The sequence below is a fragment of the Trinickia caryophylli genome (assembly GCF_034424545.1).
GTDB lineage: Bacteria > Pseudomonadota > Gammaproteobacteria > Burkholderiales > Burkholderiaceae > Trinickia > Trinickia caryophylli.
The window spans coordinates 1983420-2003778 of sequence record NZ_CP139970.1; the positions used below are offsets into that span (position 1 = coordinate 1983420).

At 67.7% G+C, this 20359-nt stretch carries 22 protein-coding genes; 17 read left to right on the forward strand and 5 right to left on the reverse strand.

Annotation, left to right across the window (positions count from 1 at the left end; genetic code table 11):
- The first annotated feature begins 254 nt into the window (after positions 1 to 254).
- From U0034_RS08955 to U0034_RS08970, 4 genes are all read left to right on the forward strand, one after another.
- On the forward strand, positions 255 to 1103 hold the full coding sequence (locus U0034_RS08955; protein WP_085228729.1) for a sensor histidine kinase: 849 nt from the start codon (positions 255 to 257) through the stop codon (positions 1101 to 1103).
- A 3-nt stretch (positions 1104 to 1106) separates the two neighbouring features.
- Positions 1107 to 1766, forward strand: a complete 660-nt coding sequence (gene rqpR / locus U0034_RS08960; protein ID WP_085228601.1) for a response regulator transcription factor RqpR — start codon at positions 1107 to 1109, stop codon at positions 1764 to 1766.
- 332 nt (positions 1767 to 2098) lie between these two features.
- The gene (locus tag U0034_RS08965; protein WP_085228600.1) at positions 2099 to 3496 is read left to right on the forward strand and encodes an amino acid permease; all 1398 of its coding nucleotides are present in this window, start codon (positions 2099 to 2101) and stop codon (positions 3494 to 3496) included.
- Between the two features lie 307 nt (positions 3497 to 3803).
- Positions 3804 to 4376: a CoxG family protein gene (locus U0034_RS08970; RefSeq protein ID WP_158243496.1), complete on the forward strand. Its 573-nt coding sequence runs from the start codon at positions 3804 to 3806 to the stop codon at positions 4374 to 4376.
- Positions 4377 to 4519: 143 nt separating this feature from the next.
- Here the strand turns inward: U0034_RS08970 and U0034_RS08975 are convergent, their stop codons facing one another.
- The 5 genes from U0034_RS08975 to fliE all read right to left on the reverse strand — a co-directional run bounded on the left by U0034_RS08975 (position 4520) and on the right by fliE (position 7897).
- On the reverse strand, positions 4520 to 4936 hold the full coding sequence (locus tag U0034_RS08975) for an EscU/YscU/HrcU family type III secretion system export apparatus switch protein (protein WP_085228598.1): 417 nt from the start codon (positions 4934 to 4936) through the stop codon (positions 4520 to 4522).
- Entirely contained in the window at positions 4933 to 6465 is a 1533-nt protein-coding gene (gene fliK / locus U0034_RS08980; protein ID WP_085228597.1) for a flagellar hook-length control protein FliK, read from the reverse strand. Before fliK ends, U0034_RS08975 begins: the two co-directional genes overlap by 4 nt.
- 92 nt (positions 6466 to 6557) lie before the next feature.
- A complete protein-coding gene (locus U0034_RS08985) occupies positions 6558 to 6887 on the reverse strand; it encodes a flagellar protein FliT (protein ID WP_085228596.1) in 330 nt (109 codons plus the stop codon).
- Entirely contained in the window at positions 6884 to 7318 is a 435-nt protein-coding gene (fliS, locus tag U0034_RS08990; RefSeq protein WP_085228595.1) for a flagellar export chaperone FliS, read from the reverse strand. Before fliS ends, U0034_RS08985 begins: the two co-directional genes overlap by 4 nt.
- A gap of 237 nt (positions 7319 to 7555) precedes the next feature.
- On the reverse strand, positions 7556 to 7897 hold the full coding sequence (gene fliE / locus U0034_RS08995; protein ID WP_085228594.1) for a flagellar hook-basal body complex protein FliE: 342 nt from the start codon (positions 7895 to 7897) through the stop codon (positions 7556 to 7558).
- Positions 7898 to 8152: 255 nt separating this feature from the next.
- Here fliE and fliF point away from each other — a divergent pair, with 255 nt between their 5' ends.
- The 13 genes from fliF to fliR all read left to right on the forward strand — a co-directional run bounded on the left by fliF (position 8153) and on the right by fliR (position 20339).
- Positions 8153 to 9991 carry a flagellar basal-body MS-ring/collar protein FliF gene (gene fliF, locus U0034_RS09000; RefSeq protein ID WP_085228593.1) on the forward strand — a complete coding sequence of 613 codons (1839 nt, stop codon included), beginning with the start codon at positions 8153 to 8155 and terminating at the stop codon, positions 9989 to 9991.
- Positions 9981 to 10976 carry a flagellar motor switch protein FliG gene (gene fliG / locus U0034_RS09005; protein WP_085228592.1) on the forward strand — a complete coding sequence of 332 codons (996 nt, stop codon included), beginning with the start codon at positions 9981 to 9983 and terminating at the stop codon, positions 10974 to 10976. The genes fliF and fliG overlap by 11 nt, the downstream gene beginning before the upstream one ends.
- Positions 10963 to 11637, forward strand: coding sequence for a flagellar assembly protein FliH (gene fliH, locus U0034_RS09010; protein WP_176072628.1), 675 nt, complete (start codon positions 10963 to 10965; stop codon positions 11635 to 11637). Before fliG ends, fliH begins: the two co-directional genes overlap by 14 nt.
- The gene (gene fliI, locus U0034_RS09015; protein WP_085228728.1) at positions 11634 to 13262 is read left to right on the forward strand and encodes a flagellar protein export ATPase FliI; all 1629 of its coding nucleotides are present in this window, start codon (positions 11634 to 11636) and stop codon (positions 13260 to 13262) included. Before fliH ends, fliI begins: the two co-directional genes overlap by 4 nt.
- Before the next feature lie 15 nt (positions 13263 to 13277).
- Positions 13278 to 13730: a flagellar export protein FliJ gene (fliJ, locus tag U0034_RS09020; RefSeq protein WP_085228590.1), complete on the forward strand. Its 453-nt coding sequence runs from the start codon at positions 13278 to 13280 to the stop codon at positions 13728 to 13730.
- Between the two features lie 111 nt (positions 13731 to 13841).
- A complete protein-coding gene (locus tag U0034_RS09025; protein WP_085228589.1) occupies positions 13842 to 15356 on the forward strand; it encodes a flagellar hook-length control protein FliK in 1515 nt (504 codons plus the stop codon).
- A gap of 416 nt (positions 15357 to 15772) precedes the next feature.
- Positions 15773 to 16267, forward strand: a complete 495-nt coding sequence (gene fliL / locus U0034_RS09030) for a flagellar basal body-associated protein FliL (RefSeq protein WP_085228588.1) — start codon at positions 15773 to 15775, stop codon at positions 16265 to 16267.
- 102 nt (positions 16268 to 16369) lie between these two features.
- Positions 16370 to 17371, forward strand: a complete 1002-nt coding sequence (gene fliM, locus U0034_RS09035; protein WP_085228587.1) for a flagellar motor switch protein FliM — start codon at positions 16370 to 16372, stop codon at positions 17369 to 17371.
- Positions 17364 to 17846: a flagellar motor switch protein FliN gene (fliN, locus tag U0034_RS09040; RefSeq protein ID WP_085228586.1), complete on the forward strand. Its 483-nt coding sequence runs from the start codon at positions 17364 to 17366 to the stop codon at positions 17844 to 17846. Before fliM ends, fliN begins: the two co-directional genes overlap by 8 nt.
- Positions 17843 to 18439 carry a flagellar biosynthetic protein FliO gene (gene fliO, locus U0034_RS09045; RefSeq protein ID WP_085228585.1) on the forward strand — a complete coding sequence of 199 codons (597 nt, stop codon included), beginning with the start codon at positions 17843 to 17845 and terminating at the stop codon, positions 18437 to 18439. Before fliN ends, fliO begins: the two co-directional genes overlap by 4 nt.
- On the forward strand, positions 18440 to 19219 hold the full coding sequence (fliP, locus tag U0034_RS09050; RefSeq protein ID WP_085228584.1) for a flagellar type III secretion system pore protein FliP: 780 nt from the start codon (positions 18440 to 18442) through the stop codon (positions 19217 to 19219).
- A 23-nt stretch (positions 19220 to 19242) separates the two neighbouring features.
- Complete coding sequence (fliQ, locus tag U0034_RS09055; protein WP_085228583.1) at positions 19243 to 19512, forward strand: flagellar biosynthesis protein FliQ; 270 nt, start codon at positions 19243 to 19245, stop codon at positions 19510 to 19512.
- 44 nt (positions 19513 to 19556) lie between these two features.
- Complete coding sequence (fliR, locus tag U0034_RS09060; protein ID WP_085228582.1) at positions 19557 to 20339, forward strand: flagellar biosynthetic protein FliR; 783 nt, start codon at positions 19557 to 19559, stop codon at positions 20337 to 20339.
- The last annotated feature ends 20 nt before the right edge of the window (positions 20340 to 20359 follow it).

Below are 20359 nucleotides of genomic sequence, written 5' to 3' on the forward strand. Positions count from 1 at the left end.
CTTGAAGAAGTTGTTGTAAGCCTTGTCGGGTCGGACCTTTTCATATTTTTGAGATATCATCCGCCCATTGTCCGGGTAAGGATGGAATCGATTCCCAGCTGCCGGGTACATGTTACCGAATGTAAATAACGTTACCCGCGCCGTTCGCGTTTTCCGGCGCGGAGCGTCCTGTCGTTGTTACCGTTTCACCCGCTTTCGAGCGTCAGTTTGCGATGAATGAACGTTTGGCCGATTTGCCCCGCAGCAGGGAGAACATGGATACGCCGATGATTGTCCCGCGCGATTCGCGCGATTCGCGCGGGCGCCCGGGCGCAGGCGGCGAGCTTGCCGCGCACCCCGAGATGCAGCAGTTGCGCCACCGGCTGCGCGAGCTCGCGCACGAACTGGTCATCGCCTGCGAGGCCACCCGTACCCATATCGCCCGGGAACTGCACGACAGCGTGGGCTCGGAGCTGATCGCCGCCCGTTTCGCGCTCGCGAACGCCGTGTCTCGCCACGACGCTTCGCCGCCGGCAGACGGCACCGAGGCGTTCGCCGTGGCGCAGCACGCGCTCGACGCGGCCTGCGAAGCGAGCCGCCGGCTCGTGGCCGATCTGCACGCGCCGCATTTCGACGGCGGCGTGGTGGCGGCGCTTTCCCAGTGGACGCGCGCCTTCTCCGAGCGCACGGGGTTGCGCACGAGCCTCGTGTGCGACGCCGATGTCCGCCTCACCCAGTTGCCGCCGGGCGCCGCGCTCGCCGTGTTCCGCGTCGCGCAGGAGGCGCTCACGAACGTGGCCAAGCATGCGGGCGCCTCGTGCGCCGACGTCCGCATCGAAACCGACGCGCGCCATCTGACGCTCATCGTGAGCGACGATGGACGCGGCTTGCCGCGCCGACGCGCGCACGCCGGCTTCGGTCTTGCAAGCATGCGGGCGCGCTGCGAGGCGTTCGAAGGCTCGCTGCGCGTGGCCCGGCGTCGGGCAAGCGCAGGGCCAGGCGCGGGCGGCAGCGATGGCGGCACGGCACGCGGCGCCGGCACCATCGTGCGTGCCCGCTTCGGCTGGGAGGCACTCCAGAGCGCACGCACCGATACGCCGCCGACCACCGCCTCGGCGAGATAAGCGATGACGCTCAGGATCTTGCTGGCCGACGACCACGCCATCGTGCGCCAGGGCGTGCGGCAACTGCTGCTGACGAACGGCGTGGCGCGCGAGGTCGTCGAAGCCGACAACGGCGCCCAGGCGCTCGCATGCGTCGGGCACGACCATCCGTTCGATGTCGTCCTGCTCGACATTTCGCTGCCGGACATGAACGGGGTAGAGGTCCTCAAGCGCCTGAAGCGCCGCGCGCCGCGCACGCCCGTCGTGATGTTTTCGATGTTCTGCGAAGATCAGTACGCCGTGCGCTCGCTCAAGGCAGGCGCATCGGGCTACCTCTCGAAAACGGTGAACGCCGCACAAATGGTGGATGCCATCCGGCAAGTGGCATCGGGCCGCAAATACGTCAGCCCGGCGCTGGCCGAGGCGCTCGCCAATTACGTCTCGTTCGACAACGAGCAACTGCCGCACGAAAAGCTCTCCGACCGCGAATATCAGACGCTTTGCATGCTCGCTTCGGGCAAGCGGCTGACCGATATCGCCGCGGCGCTCTCGCTCTCGGTGAAGACCGTGAGCGTCTACCGCAGCCGTCTGCTCGAGAAAATGAAGCTCAGCAACAATGCCGAACTCACGTACTACGTGATGAGCAACCGGCTCGTCGACTTCAACCCCGCCATGAACGGCTAGCCGCCCCGGGGCAGCGGCGCTCGGCGTCGCCCGCCCCTTGCTTGCCCGCACCACCCGAGCCGAAGCCGCGACATGATGTCCCGGCTCGCGCCGCCCTCTGCCCCTCTGCCCCTCTGCCCGAGCCACCTCGGCACCTCGCCCGCCGCATGGGTGGCGCCGCCGGCTCGCCGCCCGCCGGCACCCGCCGCCCCGCACCGATCAGGTGCGCGCCCAGGCGTTTTTTCTGATTCTGCGCACGCCTTACAGTTTGGCTACCGGGCTCAGCTAAAATGGCAGGTTTTCACGTGGCCGGCGCACGCACCTCGCCGGTGCATTCTGGAGACCTTTCTTCCATGTCCTTGTTGCGCAAAAAGAACGTCGAGCAGATGATCGCCGGTGCCCAAAGCACCGGCCTCAAAAAAGCGCTTGGCCCGCTCGATCTCACGTTTCTCGGCATCGGCGCGATCATCGGCACCGGCATTTTCGTGCTCACGGGCACGGGCGCCGTCCAGGCCGGCCCCGCCCTGATGGTGTCGTTCCTGATCGCCGCCGTCGCGTGCGCGCTCGCGGGTCTCGCCTACGCGGAGTTCGCTTCGACGATTCCCGTCGCCGGCTCGATCTACACCTATTCCTACGCCACGCTCGGCGAGCTCGCCGCCTGGATCATCGGCTGGGATCTGATGCTCGAATACGGGCTTGCGACCTCGGCCGTCTCCGTCGGCTGGTCGGGCTACCTGCAATCGCTGCTCGGCGGCATCGGGCTCAAGCTGCCCGTGGTGCTCTCCGCGGCACCCGGCACCGTCGCGGGTGCGACGACCTGGTTCAACCTGCCGGCGTTCCTCGTCATGATGGTCATCACGACGCTGCTTTCCGTGGGCGTGCGCGAATCCACGCGCGTGAACAACGCCATGGTCGCCATCAAGGTCACGGTCGTACTGGCCGTGATCGCCGTCGGCGCCTTCCATGTGCAGCCGGCCAACTGGCATCCGTTCATGCCGAACGGCTGGCACGGGGTGTTCGGTGCCGCCGCCGTCATGTTCTTCGCCTTCATCGGCTTCGACTCGGTTTCCTCCGCGGCCGAGGAAGTACGCGATCCCAAGCGCGATCTGCCGATCGGCATCATCGCCTCGCTGGCCGTGTGCGCCGTGCTTTACGTGGCCGTAGCCGCCGTGGTCACCGGCATCGTGCCGTCCCCGCGCTTCGCCGGCATTTCGCACCCGGTGTCCTACGCGCTGCAGCTTGCCGGCGAAAACTGGGTCGCGGGCTTCATCGACCTGGGCGCCGTGCTCGGCATGCTGACCGTGATTCTCGTCATGAGCTACGGCCAGACGCGCATCATCTTCGCCATGTCGCGCGACGGCCTCCTGCCGAAGTCGCTCTCGAGCGTGCACCCGCGCTTCGCGACCCCGTTCAAGACGACGTGGCTCGTCGGCCTCTTCTTCGGCCTCATCGGCGCGCTCGTACCGCTCGACGTGCTCGCGGAGCTGATCAACATCGGCACGCTCGCCGCGTTCTCGATGGTGTCCATCGCAGTGCTGATCCTGCGCCGCACGCACCCGGAGCTGCCGCGCGCCTTCCGCTGCCCCGGCGTGCCGTTCGTGCCGCTTTTCGCCGTCGCCGCCTGCGTCTTCCTCATGGCCAACCTCCAATGGATCACCTGGGCCGCCTTCCTGGTCTGGCTCGTGATCGGCATGGCCGTCTATTTCGGCTACTCGCGCCGCCGCTCGCTGCTGGCCACCGCCTCGCGCTGACGGGCCCAGCCGGCCGCCGCGCCGGCTCGTCCCGCTCCATGGACAAAGAACGTCCCAGCCTGAATCGCGCCCCAAAAGTTGGACACAATCCGACTTTTGGGGTGTTTTTCATGGCGAAGTACAGTGAGTAGTTCCGGCAGCAGCCGGTGGACCCGTTTATTGCGGACGGAACCGAACGGCCGCGGCAAACGGCACATGAACCGCTCGCCCCGGCGAAGTTCATAATGAAGGCGGCCGGCTGTGCGCGCCGTCGTGCGCCCGCATGCCGGAGCGTGCGCCGGCCGTCCTTCTCGAGGGAGACAACGCAATGGAATTGACGCAACGTTATACGCTGCCTGTACCCCCGCAACGCGCCTGGGATGCGCTCACCGATGCCGCGACGCTGCGCGCGGCGATTCCCGGCTGCGAATCGATCGAGGCCGACGGCGACCAGGCTTTCGCCTTTTCGGTCAACACGTCGCTCGACGGCGTGAAGGCTCGATTTCGGGGCCGCATGCGCATGACGGCCTCGGACGCACCGCACGCCTGCACGCTGCGCTTCGAAAGCGAGGCCGGCAGCGCGGCCGGAGACGCGGATAGCGCGCGGCTGACCCTTGAAGCGGACGGCGACAGCGCCACCACACTCTCGTGCGATATGCCGTCCACCTCGCGCGGCAATGGGCAACATCGGCCGGCGGCCGATTCCGGCAGCCCGGTGCACAAACTCACCGAGGAATTCGTCAAGCGCTTTGCCGCTCATGTCTCGAGCGGCGACGGTGCGCTCGCCGCAGCCGGCGATGCGCCGCTGCCGCCGGACCCGTCGGTCCAGCATGCGGCCGTGGCGGAATCGGCGCCAACCGGCAAGGGAGCCAAATCCTGGAAGATGTGGAACGGCGCATAGCGCAGCGGCAAAAAAGCGCCGCCCGCGTGAAGCATGCCCGGCGCAATGTCCGGCTGTGGGGCCTTTGGGGGCGGTGCGCCATGCCACGCAACGGCAAGCCGCAAGCGCCGCTCGATAGGCCCCCGGCTTTCGGATATGGATCGCTATGAGCCGCCGAGCATAGGCTGGCCCGGTCCGACGGCGCCGGCCGGGGCCGAAGCCGACGCGGAAGGCGACGCGGAAGCGGAGGCGGAAGTGGAGCTTCGAGCCGGCGCCTCGGTCTGCACGGGCTCCGGCGGCGCGGGCGCGTCGGTCGCGCCGCTCTCGAGCCCATAAAGCCATGCAAGGAGTTCCGCCACGGCCTGGTAAAGCTGCGGCGGAACGCGTGCGTCCAGATCCACCTGCATCAGCAGCGACACCATCTCGGGCGAGCGGTGCACGTAAAGCCCCGCTTCCTGAGCCCGTTCGATGATCATGTCCGCCACCACGCCGTAGCCCTTCGCGACGACGCGCGGGGCATCGTCGGGCGATTGCGGGTCGTACGCGATTGCGGCCGCGCTCTTGCGCAACGGCCGTTTCATGAGCCGCCCCACTCGAACGGATCGTCGAACAGGCCATCGAGCGGCGACGTGCGGGGTCGGGCAGCCGCTGCCTCGTCCGTGGCGGACCGTTTCGGCGCGCTCTCGTCGCTTGCGGCCGGCGTCGACCACGCGCCCGGGCCCTCGGGCGGCAGATCGCGCGCCTGAGCGTCGGCCGCCGCCGCCGCCGCGCGGGCGTAGGCGGAGGTGGCTGCGTGCCCGCCGCCCCCCGGCCCCGCGGCCACGGCCCCGCCGATCTCGCGAATCGACAATCCAGCCAGTTTCAGGCCGGCCGCCTCGAGGCGCTCGCCGAAGGCCGTCTGCCCGACGGCGAGCCGCGCCGCGCCCGTCGGGCTCGCCTGCACGCGCACGATCAGCTGTGTGCCCGTCAGCAGCAAATCGGCGTCCACCGTACCGAGAGTCGGCAATGCCAGCGTAAGACGTGTACGCCAACTCGTACGCGCCTCGAAATCTTCCCCCCCTGCGCCGCCGCGCGGGTCGTAGCGGTCGCGCTCCTCCTCGATCGTCCAGTCGAGTTTGGCGCCCGGCCACACTTCGCCGCTCCAGCGGAACTGATCGGTCGCGAGCAAATCGAGTTGCTGCCGCACGAGCGGAATCGTCGCCGGGTGAATCGAGGCCGCAATCGAGCTCGGTGCGCCCTGCAGCGCGGCATCTCCATGGCGAGCCAACGCGGCCGCGGTCCGGCTGCCGTCGCCCGTGCCGTCTTGTCCCGGCAGCGAAACATCGGGCAACTGGCGCGCGGTCGCGTAAGCCGTCGCGTTCATGCGCGCGTCCCCCGCGAGCGCCGAGGCCAGCAGTTGCGCCGCCTGAGCATGAACGGGCACCGGCGCGCCGGACAGCCCCGCCGCCGGCCGTGCCGCAAGCCAGGCTCCCAGTTCGGGCGCATCCGCGGCAACGCCGGCCGCCGAGTCCGCCCAATCGAGCGGAAGCTGAGAGGCCTGAGCGCCAAGACGCGCCTGCGGCTCCCCGATCAATGCCTCGGAGCGGTAGGCGCCGGACGCCCATTGAGCGAGATGCGACTCGTAAAAGAGGCCCGTCGAGGCGACTGTGCGCGCCAGCGCCGTGGCAAGGGCGGCGACGGGCACCAGCGCGGCCGCGGTCGCGGCGCCAACCGTGCCCGCCCCGGCTGTCTGATTGCCGGAGGCCGTGCCCGCCGCCCCGGCCGCAGCCGCATTGGCGCCGGCCGCGCCCGCGCGTGCCGGTGCGGCGTCGATCGCGGGTGGAGAGGGCCAGATTGGCAGCTCGCCGACAACGGGTGGGGTTGCTTCGCCGCCGAAACGGGAAATGGCATCGAGCGTCAGGCCGACTTCGGAGAGTCTTGCCTGGGCGGAAGCGGGAGGCGGCGTCTCGACCGGCGGCACGGCGCCGACCGGCGTGCCGCGCATGTCGGTCGTCTGCGTCGAGGCGCCCGTTTGCGCGGCCGCGGTCCGCGAACCGGCCGCAACGCTGTCGATGAGACTGTCGATGCGGCTGGCGAGCACAGAGGCGAGCGCTGAGTCGATTCCCGTCATGCCGCGTCCTTCAAGGGCCGGCCCCCAGCATCAATCTGGCGACGCGGCAGGCAGAAACATCGAAGTGGATGAATATGCGCGCAAGCCGGGAGCTAGCGCGCGCCGAACAATTCCTTGAGCACATGCGCCGGGCGCCGCGCCGAAAAGAAGGCCGAAAGGCGGGCCACGCTCGGGTTGGCGAGATCGCGGATCGCGGCGTCGTCGGCCAGAATGCGCCGGATCAGGTCGTACTTGCGCACGCGCTCGTCTTCGTCGAGCGAAATACTCGCATCGATGTCGCGCAGCATGTCGACGAGTACCCGGTACTCCTCCTGCAACTCGATCAACTCGTTCCACAGCGCCTTGCGGGCAGCGGCCAGCATGCGAGCCGACACCGCGGCAATCGCTTCGTAATGCGCAAAATAGTCTGCTTTCGCGTTCATCGTTGAACTTCCGGGGAGCCCTGGGCCGCCATCCTCGCCACTTCCGCGCCGATGCCGATCCAGGCTTCCTCCAGCGTGCCGAGCAGGCCGTCGACCTCCACGAGCATCGCGTCGCTTTGCTCGATGTTGGCCTGCAGCAGACGCCGCGTCATGTAGCTGTAAAGCGCATCGAGCCGCTCGGCGACCTCGCCGCCGACCTCCTTGTTGAGGGAGGCCTGCAGCCCGCTGCCGATGATGTTCAGGGCCTTGCCGATCGCTTCGCCGCGCGGCCCCACGTTGCCCTGCTGCAGATGCATGCGTGCCTGCGCGATCGCCTGTCGGGCGCCCTGGTAGAGCATCAGGATCAGTCGATGCGGATTGGCGCCCATCACCCCAGTCTCGACGCCGACGCGTGCATAGGCGTTAGCTCCAGCGTGTCCATGGGAAAACATCGGCGCTTCTCCTTTTTCGATGGTGTGCGGTGTTCCGGCGGACAAACCGACGCTCGCCGCGGCGCCCGGGGGGAAACCCCAAGGCAACCGCGGGTAGCGAGGGTACGACCGCGCCGGCACGGCGCGCAGTCTGTGCGCGTCGTGCTCATAACGCGGTTATCGGAATTGACCGAGGAAAGCTTTAGACAGACGAGCGAACCGGTCTGACTACGGTTGCTTACACCGCATACCGGCCCGTCAGATCGACATCTGCATGATTTCGTTATAGGCCGTGACAAGCTTGTTGCGCACCTGCAGGCCGAATTGGAAGCCGACATTCGCCTTTTGCATGTCGACCATCACGTCGTTGAGCGAGACGTTCGAGGCGCCGAGCTCGAAGGCCTGCGCTTCGCCGACCGCCTTTTGCTGGTCGCCGTTGATCTTGTCGAGCGAGTTCTTGAGCGCCGACGCAAAGCTGCCGGCGCTCGCGGCGCCGGATTGGCCGCCGAGCGCGGCGGCATTGCTGCTGCCGGCCGCCTCGGCCGCCATCGTCCGCATCTGCTGGAGGGCGGACGCAAGCGGGTTGACTGGCACAGTCATGGTGTCTCCACGGGGAAAGCCTGAAACAAGTGTCGACGTAAGGCCGGCGCACCGCCCGGATCCTGATCGATCACGAAGAGGAGCATAGCAGCGGCCCTTTTGCCAAACGGGGGAAACTAGGGGGAAAACCCGGCTCTATTCGACTGATGGACACCGCGGGGGGCTATGGATAATGCCCCTCGTGAAAGTGTCCATCCCCTGCCGTCCACGGACGAGGGGAACCGGACATCCCCGCATTCCGGAGAACCCCGTCGCATGGATTCGCAGGCCAATTCTTTGATCAACCCCGACGCCCGCATGGGGCTGGCGAGCGCGCAGCCCGGCGCTGCCGCCGGCGCCCTGACCGGTGCGGCGGGCGCAGGCGCAGGCGCCGCCGAACTGGGCGGCGGCTTCGCACAGCGATTCTCGTCGCTGTCGCAGATGCGCACGAATCCGCGCGCGCCGCTCATCATCGCGGTGGCCGTACTGATCGCCGTCGTGGCCGCCCTCGTTCTCTGGACGCGCTCGCCCGATTACCACGTTCTTTACAGCAGCCTGTCCGACCAGGACGGGGGCGCGATCACTGCTGCACTGCAGCAGGCGAACGTGCCCTACAAGCTTTCCGAGAACGGAAGCGCCATTCTGGTGCCGGCCGATCAGGTGGCCGACGTGCGCCTGCGGCTCGCCTCCCAAGGCCTGCCGAAGAGCGGCTCCGTGGGCATGGAGCTGATGGACCGCGAAAAATTCGGCATCAGCCAGTTCGCCGAGCAGGTCAACTACCAGCGCGCCCTCGAAGGCGAACTCGAGCGGACGATCGAGTCGGTCTCCGTCGTGCGCAAGGCGCGCGTGCATCTGGCCATTCCGAAGCCCACCGTGTTCGTGCGCGACCGCGAAGCGCCTTCGGCGTCGGTGCTCGTCAATCTGTATCCAGGCCGCACGCTCGACGAAGGGCAGGTTTCGGCGATTACGCACATGGTCGCCTCGAGCGTGCCCCAATTGCCGTTCAAGAACGTCACCGTCGTGGATCAGGACGGCAACATGCTGACGCAGCCGTCCACCGGCAGCGGCCTCGACGCGACGCAGCTGAAGTACGTCCAGCAGGTCGAGCGCAACACGCAGCGCCGCATCGACGCGATCCTCGCCCCGCTCTTCGGCGCCGGCAACGCGCACTCGCAGGTGAGCGCGGACATCGATTTCTCGCAGCTCGAGCAGACGGCCGAGACGTACGGCCCGAACGGCAACCCGCAGCAGGCCGCGATCCGCAGCCAGCAGACCAGCTCGGCCACCGAAATGAACCAGGGCGGCGCCTCGGGCGTGCCGGGCGCGCTGTCGAACACGCCGCCGCAGCCGGCCTCGGCGCCGGTGGTGGCCGCGAGCGGCGCGAGCGCGAGCGGATCGGTCACGCCGGTGAGCGAGCGCAAGGACGCGACGACCAACTACGAGCTCGACAAGCACATTTCGCACGTCGAGCAGTCGATGGGCGGCATCAAGCGCCTTTCCGCAGCGGTGGTCATCAACTACAAGCGCGTGGTCGACGCCAAGGGCCACGCGACGATGCAGCCGCTCACGGCCGACGAGTACGCCAAGGTCACGCAGCTCGTGAAGGAAGCGATGGGCTACGACGAGAAGCGCGGCGACTCGGTCAACGTGGTCAACAGCACCTTCTCCGTCGAGGAAGATCCGCTCGCGAACCTGCCGTGGTGGCGCCAGCCGGCCATGATCGCCCTCGCGATCCAGGCGGCCAAGTGGATCGGCATCGGCATCGTCGCCCTCGTGATCTACCTGATGATGGTCAAGCCGGCGCTGCGCCGGGCTTTCCCGCCGCTGCCCGCGCCGGGCAGCGAAGGCGAAGCGGCTGCCGCGGGTGCGGGTGCCGGCGGCATCGACGGCCTGGGCTCGCCCGACGAGCCGGTGCTCATCGACGGCGGCTCCGGCCCGACGCCGGTGGGCGGCACGGCGGGTAAGCTCGACGAAGGCATGGAAATCAATCTGCTCGCGTTCGAGAACGAGAAGCAGAAATTCGAGCGGAACCTCGATTACGCGCGGACCATCGCGCGCAAGGATCCGAAGATCGTAGCAACCGTTGTGAAGAATTGGGTGTCCGATGAGCGCTGAAGGCGTAAACAAGAGCGCACTTTTGCTGATGTCGCTCGGCGAGGAAGAAGCTGCGCAGGTTTTCAAGTTCCTCGGCCCACGCGAGGTGCAGAAGATCGGCGCGGCCATGGCGTCGCTCAAGAACGTGACGCGCGAGCAGGTCGAAACCGTGCTGCAGGACTTCGTGAAGGAAGCCGAGCAGCATACGGCGATGTCGCTCGACTCCGGCGACTACATCCGCTCGGTGCTCACGAAGGCGCTCGGCGAGGACAAGGCCGGCGTGCTCATCGACCGGATCCTGCAGGGCAGCGACACGAGCGGCATCGAGGGGCTCAAGTGGATGGACTCGCCCGCGGTGGCCGAGCTCATCAAGAACGAGCACCCGCAGATCATCGCCACCATTCTCGTGCATCTGGACCGCGACCAGGCTTGCGAAATCCTTTCGTGCTTCACGGACCGGCTGCGCAACGACGTGGTGCTGCGTATCGCGACGCTCGACGGTATCCAGCCGCAGGCGCTGCGCGAGCTCGACGACGTGCTGACGGGCCTGCTTTCGGGCAGCGACAACCTGAAGCGCAGCCCGATGGGCGGCATCCGCACGGCGGCCGAAATCCTGAACTTCATGACGAGCGTGCACGAAGAAACGGTACTCGAGAACATCAAGCAGTACGACGCGGATCTGGCCCAGAAGATCATCGACCAGATGTTCGTCTTCGAAAACCTGCTCGATCTGGAAGATCGTGCGATCCAGCTCATCCTCAAGGAAGTGGAGTCGGAAGCGCTGATCATCTCGCTGAAGGGCGCTCAGCCCGCACTGCGGCAGAAGTTCCTTTCGAACATGTCGCAGCGCGCGGCCGAGCTGCTCGCCGAAGACCTCGATGCGCGCGGTCCCGTGCGCGTATCGGAAGTCGAGACGCAGCAGCGGCGCATCCTGCAGATCGTGCGCAACCTTGCCGAAAGCGGGCAGATCGTAATTGGCGGAAAGGCGGAAGATGCGTATGTCTGACTCTGGGCGTCCGGACAAGGGGCAGCTCTCGGCGTACCAGCGCTGGGAGATGGCCTCGTTCGATCCGCCGCCGCCCCCCGATCCCGTCGAGGAAAACCGGCTCGCCGTCGAGCTCCAGCGCCTGCGCGAGGAAGCGCACACGCAAGGGCTCGCCTCGGGTCACGTTGCCGGGCAGGCGCTCGGCTATCAGGCCGGCTTCGAGCAGGGCCACGCCCAAGGCTTCGAAAAGGGCCGCCAGGAAGCGCTCGCCGAAGCCGCACGGCTCGCCGCGCTCGCCGAAAGCCTCAAGTCGGCGATCGACGGCGTGCAAAGCGAACTCTCCGAGACGCTCGTCGCACTCGCCCTCGACATCGCCCAGCAGGTCGTGCGCCAGCACATCGCACACGACCCCGCCGCGCTCGTCGCCTGCGCGCGCGAGGTGCTCGCCGCCGAGCCGGCGCTCACCGGCGCGCCGCAGCTCGTCGTCCACCCGGCCGACCTGCCCGTGGTCGAGGCCTACTTGAAGGATGAACTCGAAGCGCTCGGCTGGAGCGTGCGCACCGACCCGGCGATGGAGCGCGGCGGCTGCCATGCGCTGGCCGCGAGCGGCGAGATCGACGCGAGCATCGGCACGCGCTGGGAGCGCGTGGCGGCCGCCGTCGGCAAGGTGAGCAAATGGTGATCGAACGCACGGCCGATGCATTGCGCGCGAGCGGCATGTCCCCGCTCGAAGTCGAACTCGCGCTCGCGTCGTTCGGCCCCGAGGGGGTCGAGGCGATCGAAGCCGCCCAGGCGGCGGAACAGACCGCGCACGGCACCGAGCCCGCCCAGCATCCGGCGCGCGAACCCGGCGGCAGCCCGACGATGCGCACGCGCCAGGCGATCGTCGCCCCGTCGCTGCGCATGCCGCTGCACGCGCCCGACCCCGCGCTCGCCGCCAACCCGCACCTCGCGGCCTGGCGCGCCCGCCTGAACGACATCGGCCGGCGCAATACGCTCGCCCGCCCGCTCTCTTCGTGCGGCCGGCTGACCCGCGCCGCCGGCCTCGTGCTCGAAGCGGTGGGTCTGCGCCTCGCCGTGGGCGCCGAGTGCATGATCGAGCTTCCCCCCGGCAGCACGCTGCCGATGGCCGAAGCCGAAGTCGTCGGCTTTGCGGCCGACAAACTTTTTCTGATGCCGACGACCGAATTCGCCGGCCTCCTGCCCGGTGCGCGCGTCTATCCGCGCGAAAGCGCGCCGATCGCCGACCCGCTCGCGGGCGCCAAGCGCCTGCCGGTGGGCTGGGGCATGCTCGGGCGCGTCGTGGATGCCTCGGGCCGCCCGCTCGACGGCCTCGGCGAACTCGACACGGGCGCCGATGCGCCGCTCTCCGCACCGTCGATCAACCCGCTGCAGCGCGAGCCGATTCACAAAGTGCTCGATGTGGGCGTCCGTGCCATCAACGGCCTGCTGACGGTCGGGCGCGGCCAGCGCATGGGCCTCTTCGCGGGCTCGGGCGTCGGTAAATCGGTGCTGCTCGGCCAGATGGCGCGCTACACGAGCGCCGAAGTGATCGTGATCGGCCTGATCGGCGAGCGCGGCCGCGAAGTGAAGGAATTCATCGAGCAGATCCTCGGCGAGGACGGGCTCGCGCGCTCGGTGGTCGTGGCCGCGCCGGCCGACGTCTCGCCGCTGTTGCGGATGCAGGGCGCCGCCTACGCCACGTCGCTCGCCGAGTATTTCCGCGACCAGGGCAAGCACGTGCTGCTGCTCATGGATTCGCTGACCCGCTATGCGATGGCGCAGCGCGAAATCGCGCTGGCGATCGGCGAGCCGCCCGCGACGAAGGGCTACCCGCCCTCGGTCTTCGCCAAGCTGCCCGCGCTCGTGGAGCGCACCGGCAACGGCCCCGAAGGCGGCGGATCGATCACGGCGTTCTATACCGTGCTCACCGAAGGCGACGATCAGCAGGACCCGATCGCCGACGCCGCCCGCGCGATTCTCGACGGCCACATCGTGCTGTCCCGCTCGCTCGCCGAGGCGGGGCACTACCCGGCCATCGACATCGAGGCCTCGATTTCACGGGCGATGACGGCACTGATCGACGAAACGCATCTGGACTGCGTGCGCAATTTCAAGCAGATGCTCTCGCGCTACCAGCGCAACCGGGACCTCATCAACGTCGGGGCCTATGCGAGCGGGCGCGATGCGATGCTCGACCGCGCGATCGCGCTCTACCCGCGCATGGAAGCGTTTTTGCAGCAGGGTTTTCGCGAATGCGCGCCGTTCGATTCAAGCCTCACGATGTTGGGTGCGTTGTTCGAGTAACGAAGGAGTCAGAGGATGGCGAAGCATTTTCCGATCAAGACGCTCATCGACCTCGCACAGGGCGATCTCGATGCCGCGGCCAAGCAGCTCGGGCGCGCGCAGCGGGAGCGTGCCGACCTCGAGGCGCAGCTCGCCGCCCTGATTCGCTACCGCGACGAATACCACGCCAGCTTCTCGGCCTCGGCGCAGGCCGGCATGCCGGCGGGCAACTGGCGCAATTTCCAGGCGTTCATCGACACGCTCGATGCCGCGATCGACCAGCAGCGGCGCCTGCTCACGATGGCGACCTCGCGTGTCGAAGCCGCCAAGCCCGAATGGGTGCGGCAAAAGCAGAAGCTCGGCTCGTACGAAGTGCTGCAGGCGCGCGGCGACGCCGCGCAAGCGCGGGTGGCCGCGCGGCAAGAACAGCGTGACGCCGACGAGCACGCCGCCAAGGTGCTGCGTATGCGGCGCAGCGATCTGAACTGACCGATTGACCAATGGCCGGCCCACGTGGGCCGGCTCGAACCGACCAGATACATTCAATTGAGACGATGCGTCGCCAGCCAATGACTGACGCACGACATTAAGGGGTAATTCATGTCGCTCTCCTCCTTCCTCGATCCGCTCTCGGGCGCGACCTCCTCCGGCAGCGCGGCGGGCGCGAGCCGCCAGGCTGCGGCGCGCAGCGCGCAGGCCGTCGTGCCGTTCGCGCAGACGCTGCAGCAAAGCATCGACGCGCAGCAGCCGGCAGCGCCTGCGCCGTCCTCGAACGATGCGGCCGCCGCGCAGGCGAGCCGCCCGCAAAGCGACAGCCAGACCGACTCGGCCTCGCAGGCCAACTCGGGCCGCGACGACACGTCGACCGATTCGACGGCAAACGCAACGGCAAACCCGCGCGCTGACGCCAACGACGGCACCCAGGCGCCGCAAAAGACGGGCAACGGCAAGCGTTCCGATTCGGCCTCGAACGATTCGCAAGCGAACGGCTCGCAAGACGCGAACGCCGCAGGCGCGGCGGAGCAGGCAGCGGCCGCGGCCGCCGCGGCTGCTCAGGCGCAGGCCCAGGCGAACGATGCGCAGCAAGACAACGCCCAGACGGACGGCACCGGCACGACCACGGCCGACGGCGATCCCGCACTGGCCGGCGTCACGGCCACGGGCGGTGCCAAGACGGCGAGCGCCCATCCGAAGTCGGTGCGCGCCGCACTCGACGCCGCGCTTGCCGCCCAGATGAACACGGCAGGTGTCGTGGCGACAGGTGTAAGCGCCGCACCGGCAGCGGGCGGCATGACCGCGCTCGGCAACAGCGGCAACATGGCGGGCAACGGCACGGGCCCCTCGCCGCTCGCCTCGAAAGGCATCGGCTCGCTGCTGGACGAAGGCAAGCGCGGCCCTGCGCTCGGGAACTCGGCGGCCGACATGGCCAAGACGATGCAAGGCACCGCCGCGCAAGACGGCAACGCCGCCGCGGCCCAGGCGCTCGCCCAGGGCGCGGGCAATGCCGATGGGGCAGCGAGCTTTGCCGCGCTGAAAGATACGGCCGAAGCGGCGCGTGCCGCGCTCGCCGCCACCCAGGCCACACAAGCCTCGCAAGCCGCTCAAGCCTCGCAGGCCGCGAACGCCGCCAACGCGGCGGCCGCGACGAATGCGGCAAGCGCCGCAGCCACGCTGACGCCACAGGTCGGTACACCGGACTGGGACGACGCGCTGAGCCAGAAGGTCGTCTTCCTCTCGAACGCGCACCAGCAAAGTGCCGAGCTCACGCTGAACCCACCGGACCTGGGCCCGCTGCAAGTCGTCCTGAAGGTGGCCGACAATCACGCGCACGCGCTTTTCGTCTCGCAGCACCCGCAAGTGCGCGAGGCCGTGGAAGCCGCGCTGCCCAAACTGCGCGACGCGCTCGAAGCCGGCGGCCTCGGGCTCGGCAGCGCGAGCGTGAGCGACGGTTTCGCCCGTCAGGCGGGCCAGCAGGACGGCCAGCAAGGCGGTAATGGCAACGGCCGCGGCGGTCGGGGCGACCGATATGCCGGAGGCGGCGATGGCGACACCGTCATGACGTCCACCGGCATATCGAGCCGGCGCACGGTCGGCCTCGTCGACACCTTCGCCTGATCGGCGCCGCCGGCCGCACGGGTGACCCGGTAGCGCAGGCCGGCTCGGCGAACTCGGCGGGCGGACAGGGTTCATCGCCTTGTCCGGCCGATCGATTGTCGGCGGGGGCGGACTTGATCGACCCATCCGCCGGTTCAACCTGCGGGCGGCTTGCCACTTACCTGCCCCGGTCTGCCCGCTCCCGCCCTCTTCGGCCGACTTTTGCTACTTTTTACGGCAGCCTGGCCCGCACGCGCGTTCGCGACGCGGGCTCCGGCCGGGACAGGCTCGAACCTTGCTCGACCGTTCGCTGCCGGGCAATGAAACGACGTGCTGCAAACGCACGAGATGGCATCGAATCTCCCTTCTTTTCGGCTTATCGCAACGGCCTGCTTTAGCCAACAATCCATCCTACCGCTCACACGCAACGCATTGCCATGGCAACCACGACCGCAACCCAGCAGCCTGTCGCCACGCCGCCCAAGTCGGCGAAACTGAAACGCATCCTGCTGATCGTTTTGATCGCCCTCGTCGCTGCCGGCGCAGCGGCCGGCGGCACTTACTTTTTCCTCGCGAAGCACGGCCCCTCGAAGCCGGTGGCCCCTCCGCCGCCTCCGCCGCCGGTGTTCTTCGCGCTGGAGCCGATGACCGTGAACCTGCTGTCCGACGACGGTCAGCACTATCTGCGCGTCGGCCTCACGCTGAAAATCGCGGACGAGAAGATGCAGGCGCGCCTGACCGAGCACATGCCCGAGCTGCGCAGCCGCATCCTGCTCGACCTGTCGAACAAACACCCTGAAGACCTCTCGACTCTCGACGGCAAGCGCGCGCTCGCCGACGAGCTGAAGAAGCTGATCGAGGAGCCGACCGATCACGGCGCACCGCCGATCGAGGTCAAGGACGTGCTGTTCACGGAATTCGTGGTCCAGTAATCAACGCGGCCTCCCGGGGCGCCGCCGCAAGGCGCGCCGCCAGGGGCCACCCGAGCAACCTGAGCCGAAACTCACCAACTGCAACAAGGGACGAGGAAAGGAATGGGCCACGAAGAGTTCATGTCCCAAGAGGAAGTCGATGCACTCCTCAAGGGCGTAACCGGCGAATCCGATGCGAACGCCGAAAACGGCGAGAGGGCGAGCGTTCGCCCCTACAACATCGCCACCCAGGAACGCATCGTGCGCGGCCGGATGCCCGGCCTCGAAATCATCAACGAGCGTTTCGCGCGCTTCATGCGCATTGGCATCTTCAACTTCATGCGGCGCACGGCGGAGATCTCGGTCGGGCCCGTGAAAGTGCAGAAGTACAGCGAGTTCACCCGGAATCTGCCGATTCCGACGAACCTGAACCTCGTGCACATCAAGCCGCTGCGCGGCACGTCGCTGTTCGTGTTCGATCCGAACCTCGTCTTTTTCGTCGTCGACAACCTGTTCGGCGGCGACGGGCGTTTCCATACGCGCGTCGAGGGCCGCGAGTTCACGCCGACCGAGCAGCGCATCATCGGCAAACTGCTCAACCTCGTGTTCGAGCATTACACGACGGCCTGGAAGAGCGTGCGTCCGCTGCAGTTCGAGTTCATGCGCTCGGAAATGCACACGCAGTTCGCCAACGTTGCAACGCCGAACGAAATCGTCATCGTCACCCAGTTCTCGATCGAGTTCGGGGCGACGGGCGGCACGCTGCACATCTGCATGCCCTACTCGATGATCGAGCCGATCCGCGACGTGCTTTCGTCGCCGATCCAGGGCGAGGCGCTCGAAGTCGACCGCCGCTGGGTGCGCGTGCTGTCCCAGCAGGTGCAGTCGGCCGAGGTCGTCCTGACGGCCGATCTCGCGGAGATCCCGATCACGTTCGAGGACATCCTCAACATGCGCGCGGGCGACGTGCTGCCGGTCAACATTCCCGAACAGGTCGTCGCCAAGGTGGACGGCGTACCCGTGATGGAATGCGGCTACGGAATTTTCAATGGTCAATACGCGCTGCGTGTGCATAAGATGATTAGCGCGGCCGACAACACTGTGAAGGAAGGTGGATATGAGTGACCTCAACGCGACGCCGGGCGACGGCGCACGGGAAGTCGAAGCGCAAATGGCTGCGGCGGCCGCTGCGGCCGCCGCAGCCAAGGGCCCGGCCGATGACGAGACGAGCCTCGACGACTGGGCCTCCGCCCTCGCCGAGCAGAATTCGAATCCGACGCCTTCGGCCGCCGCCGGTGTATTCCAGCCGCTCTCGAAGGTCGAGCCGACCACCACGCGCAACGACATCGACATGATTCTGGACATCCCCGTCCAGATGACGGTGGAGCTCGGGCGCACGAAGATCGCGATCCGCAACCTGCTGCAACTCGCACAGGGTTCGGTGGTCGAACTCGACGGCCTCGCCGGCGAGCCGATGGACGTGCTCGTGAACGGCTGCCTCATCGCCCAGGGCGAGGTCGTGGTCGTCAACGACAAGTTCGGTATCCGCTTGACCGACATCATCACGCCGGCCGAGCGCATTCGGAAGCTCAATCGATGAAATCGATCCCGCGCCGGCTCCCCGCTGTCATTCCGCCGTTTCCGGCGGCGGTGGCAATGGGGCTGGCGCTCGTCGCCGAGCCGCTCGACACGTTCGCCGCCGATCTGAACGCCATCAACAACGCCGCGCGCACCGCGTCGGGCGTGGCGGCCGGAACGGCGGTGCCGTCGCTCGGTATCGGCGCGGTGCTGCAAACGGTCCTCGGCCTCGCCATCGTGATCGGGCTCGTATTCGCGTGCGCCTGGCTCGCCCGCCGCTTCGGGCTGCAGCCGTCCAGCCGCGGCAACGTCGTGCGCACGATCGGCGGCGTCTCGCTCGGCGGCAAGGAGCGCGTGGCCGTGGTCGAGATCGGCGACACCTGGCTCGTGCTCGGCGCCGCCCCCGGCAACGTTCGGCTGCTGCACACGCTGCCGGCGGGCGCTGTCGACGCGCTCAACGCAGCCCGGGCCCACAGCGGCGACGCGCCGGACGGCGAAGGCCCCGGCGGCCCCGATGCGGCATCGCGTCAAACGAGCTTCGGCTCGCGCTTTCGGGCCGCACTCGGGGACGAAGCGAAAAAGCGTTTTTCCCGGCCTTCGGGCGGAGGCAAGTAAATGTCGTTGTGCCGTCTCGCGCGGCTCGCGCGAATCGTTGCGCCCGCGCTCCCACTGCTTTCTCTGATCCTCATCTTCCCGCCGACACAGGCGTTCGCCCAGGCGGCGGGCCTGCCGGCCTTCACCACGAGCCCCGGCCCGAACGGCGGCACGACGTACTCGCTGAGCCTGCAGACGATGCTGCTGCTCACGATGCTGTCGTTCCTGCCGGCGATGGTGCTGATGATGACGAGCTTCACGCGCATCGTCATCGTGCTCTCGCTGCTGCGCCAGGCGCTCGGCACCTCGACCACGCCGCCGAACCAGGTGCTCGTCGGCCTCGCGCTCTTTCTGACGCTGTTCGTCATGTCGCCCGTGCTCGACCGCGCCTACCAGGACGGCTACAAGCCGTTTTCGGACGGCTCGATCCCGATGGAGACGGCCGTGCAGCGCGGTGTGGCGCCGTTCAAGACGTTCATGCTGCGGCAGACGCGCGAGTCCGATCTCGCGCTCTTCGCCAAGATCTCGCATGCACCGGCGATGCAAGGCCCTGAAGACGTGCCGCTTTCGCTGCTCGTGCCGGCTTTCGTCACGAGCGAGCTCAAGACGGGCTTTCAGATCGGGTTCACGATCTTCATTCCGTTTCTGATCATCGACATGGTCGTGGCGAGCGTGCTGATGTCGATGGGGATGATGATGGTTTCGCCGGTGACGATTTCGTTGCCGTTCAAATTGATGCTGTTCGTCCTCGTCGACGGGTGGCAGTTGCTGATCGGCTCGCTCGCGCAGAGCTTCACCTGAGCCGTACCGAGGAATCGCTTGTCATGACGCCGGAATCCGTTCTCACGCTCGCGCACCGCGCGATGTACGTCGCACTGCTGCTCACCGCGCCGCCGCTCATCGTCTCGCTCGTGGTCGGCCTGCTCGTGAGCTTTTTTCAGGCCGCCACGCAGATCAACGAGGCGACGCTCTCGTTCATCCCCAAGCTCGTCGCCGTCGCCGTCACGCTCGTGATCGCCGGGCCGTGGATGCTGTCGATCACGCTCGACTACTTCCGGCAGATGCTCACGAGCATTCCGTCGATGGCGGGATGAACGAGCGCCGCGCAGCCTCGAATGCCATGCCCCGGTGAGCCGCGATGTTCACCGTCACCTACGCTCAGCTCAACGCCTGGCTCACCGCCTTTCTCTGGCCGTTCGCGCGGATTGCCGCGCTCGTCGCGGCCGCGCCCGCGTTCGGCCATACGTCCGTGCCCGCGCGCGTAAAGGTCGGCCTGGCGGCGTTCATGACGCTCATCGTCGCCCCCACGCTCGGCCCGATGCCCGACGCCACCGTGTTCTCGGGCAACGGTGTGTGGATCATGGCCAACCAGTTGCTCATCGGCGCGGCGCTGGGCTTCACGATGCAGCTCGTCTTCGCGGCCGTCGAGATGGCCGGCTCGCTGGTCGGCCTGCAGATGGGCCTCGGCTTCGCCACGTTCTTCGACCCGATGTCGAATGCGAGCAACGTCGTGATCTCGCGCTACCTGAACACGATCGCGATGATCGCCTTTCTCACGCTCGACGGTCATCTGCAGGTCGTGAGCGCGCTCGTCGCCTCGTTCGACGCCGTGCCGATCAGTGCGAGCCTGCTCGGGCCGACCGGTTTGCGCACGCTCGTGCAATGGGGAGGCGCCGTGTTTTCGGCGGGGTTGCTGCTCGCGCTGCCGGTGGTCGTCGCGCTGCTCATCGCCAACCTGTCGCTCGGCATCCTCAATCGTGCCGCGCCGCAGATCGGCATCTTTCAGATCGGCTTTTCGATCACGCTGCTCGTAGGCATGCTGCTGCTGCAGCTCATGCTGCCCAACATGATTCCGTTCTTCTCGCACCTGTTCGACCTCGGCGTCGACGAAATGGGGCGCATCGCCGGCGGCCTGCGCTGACGACGCCGGGTGGGATGCGG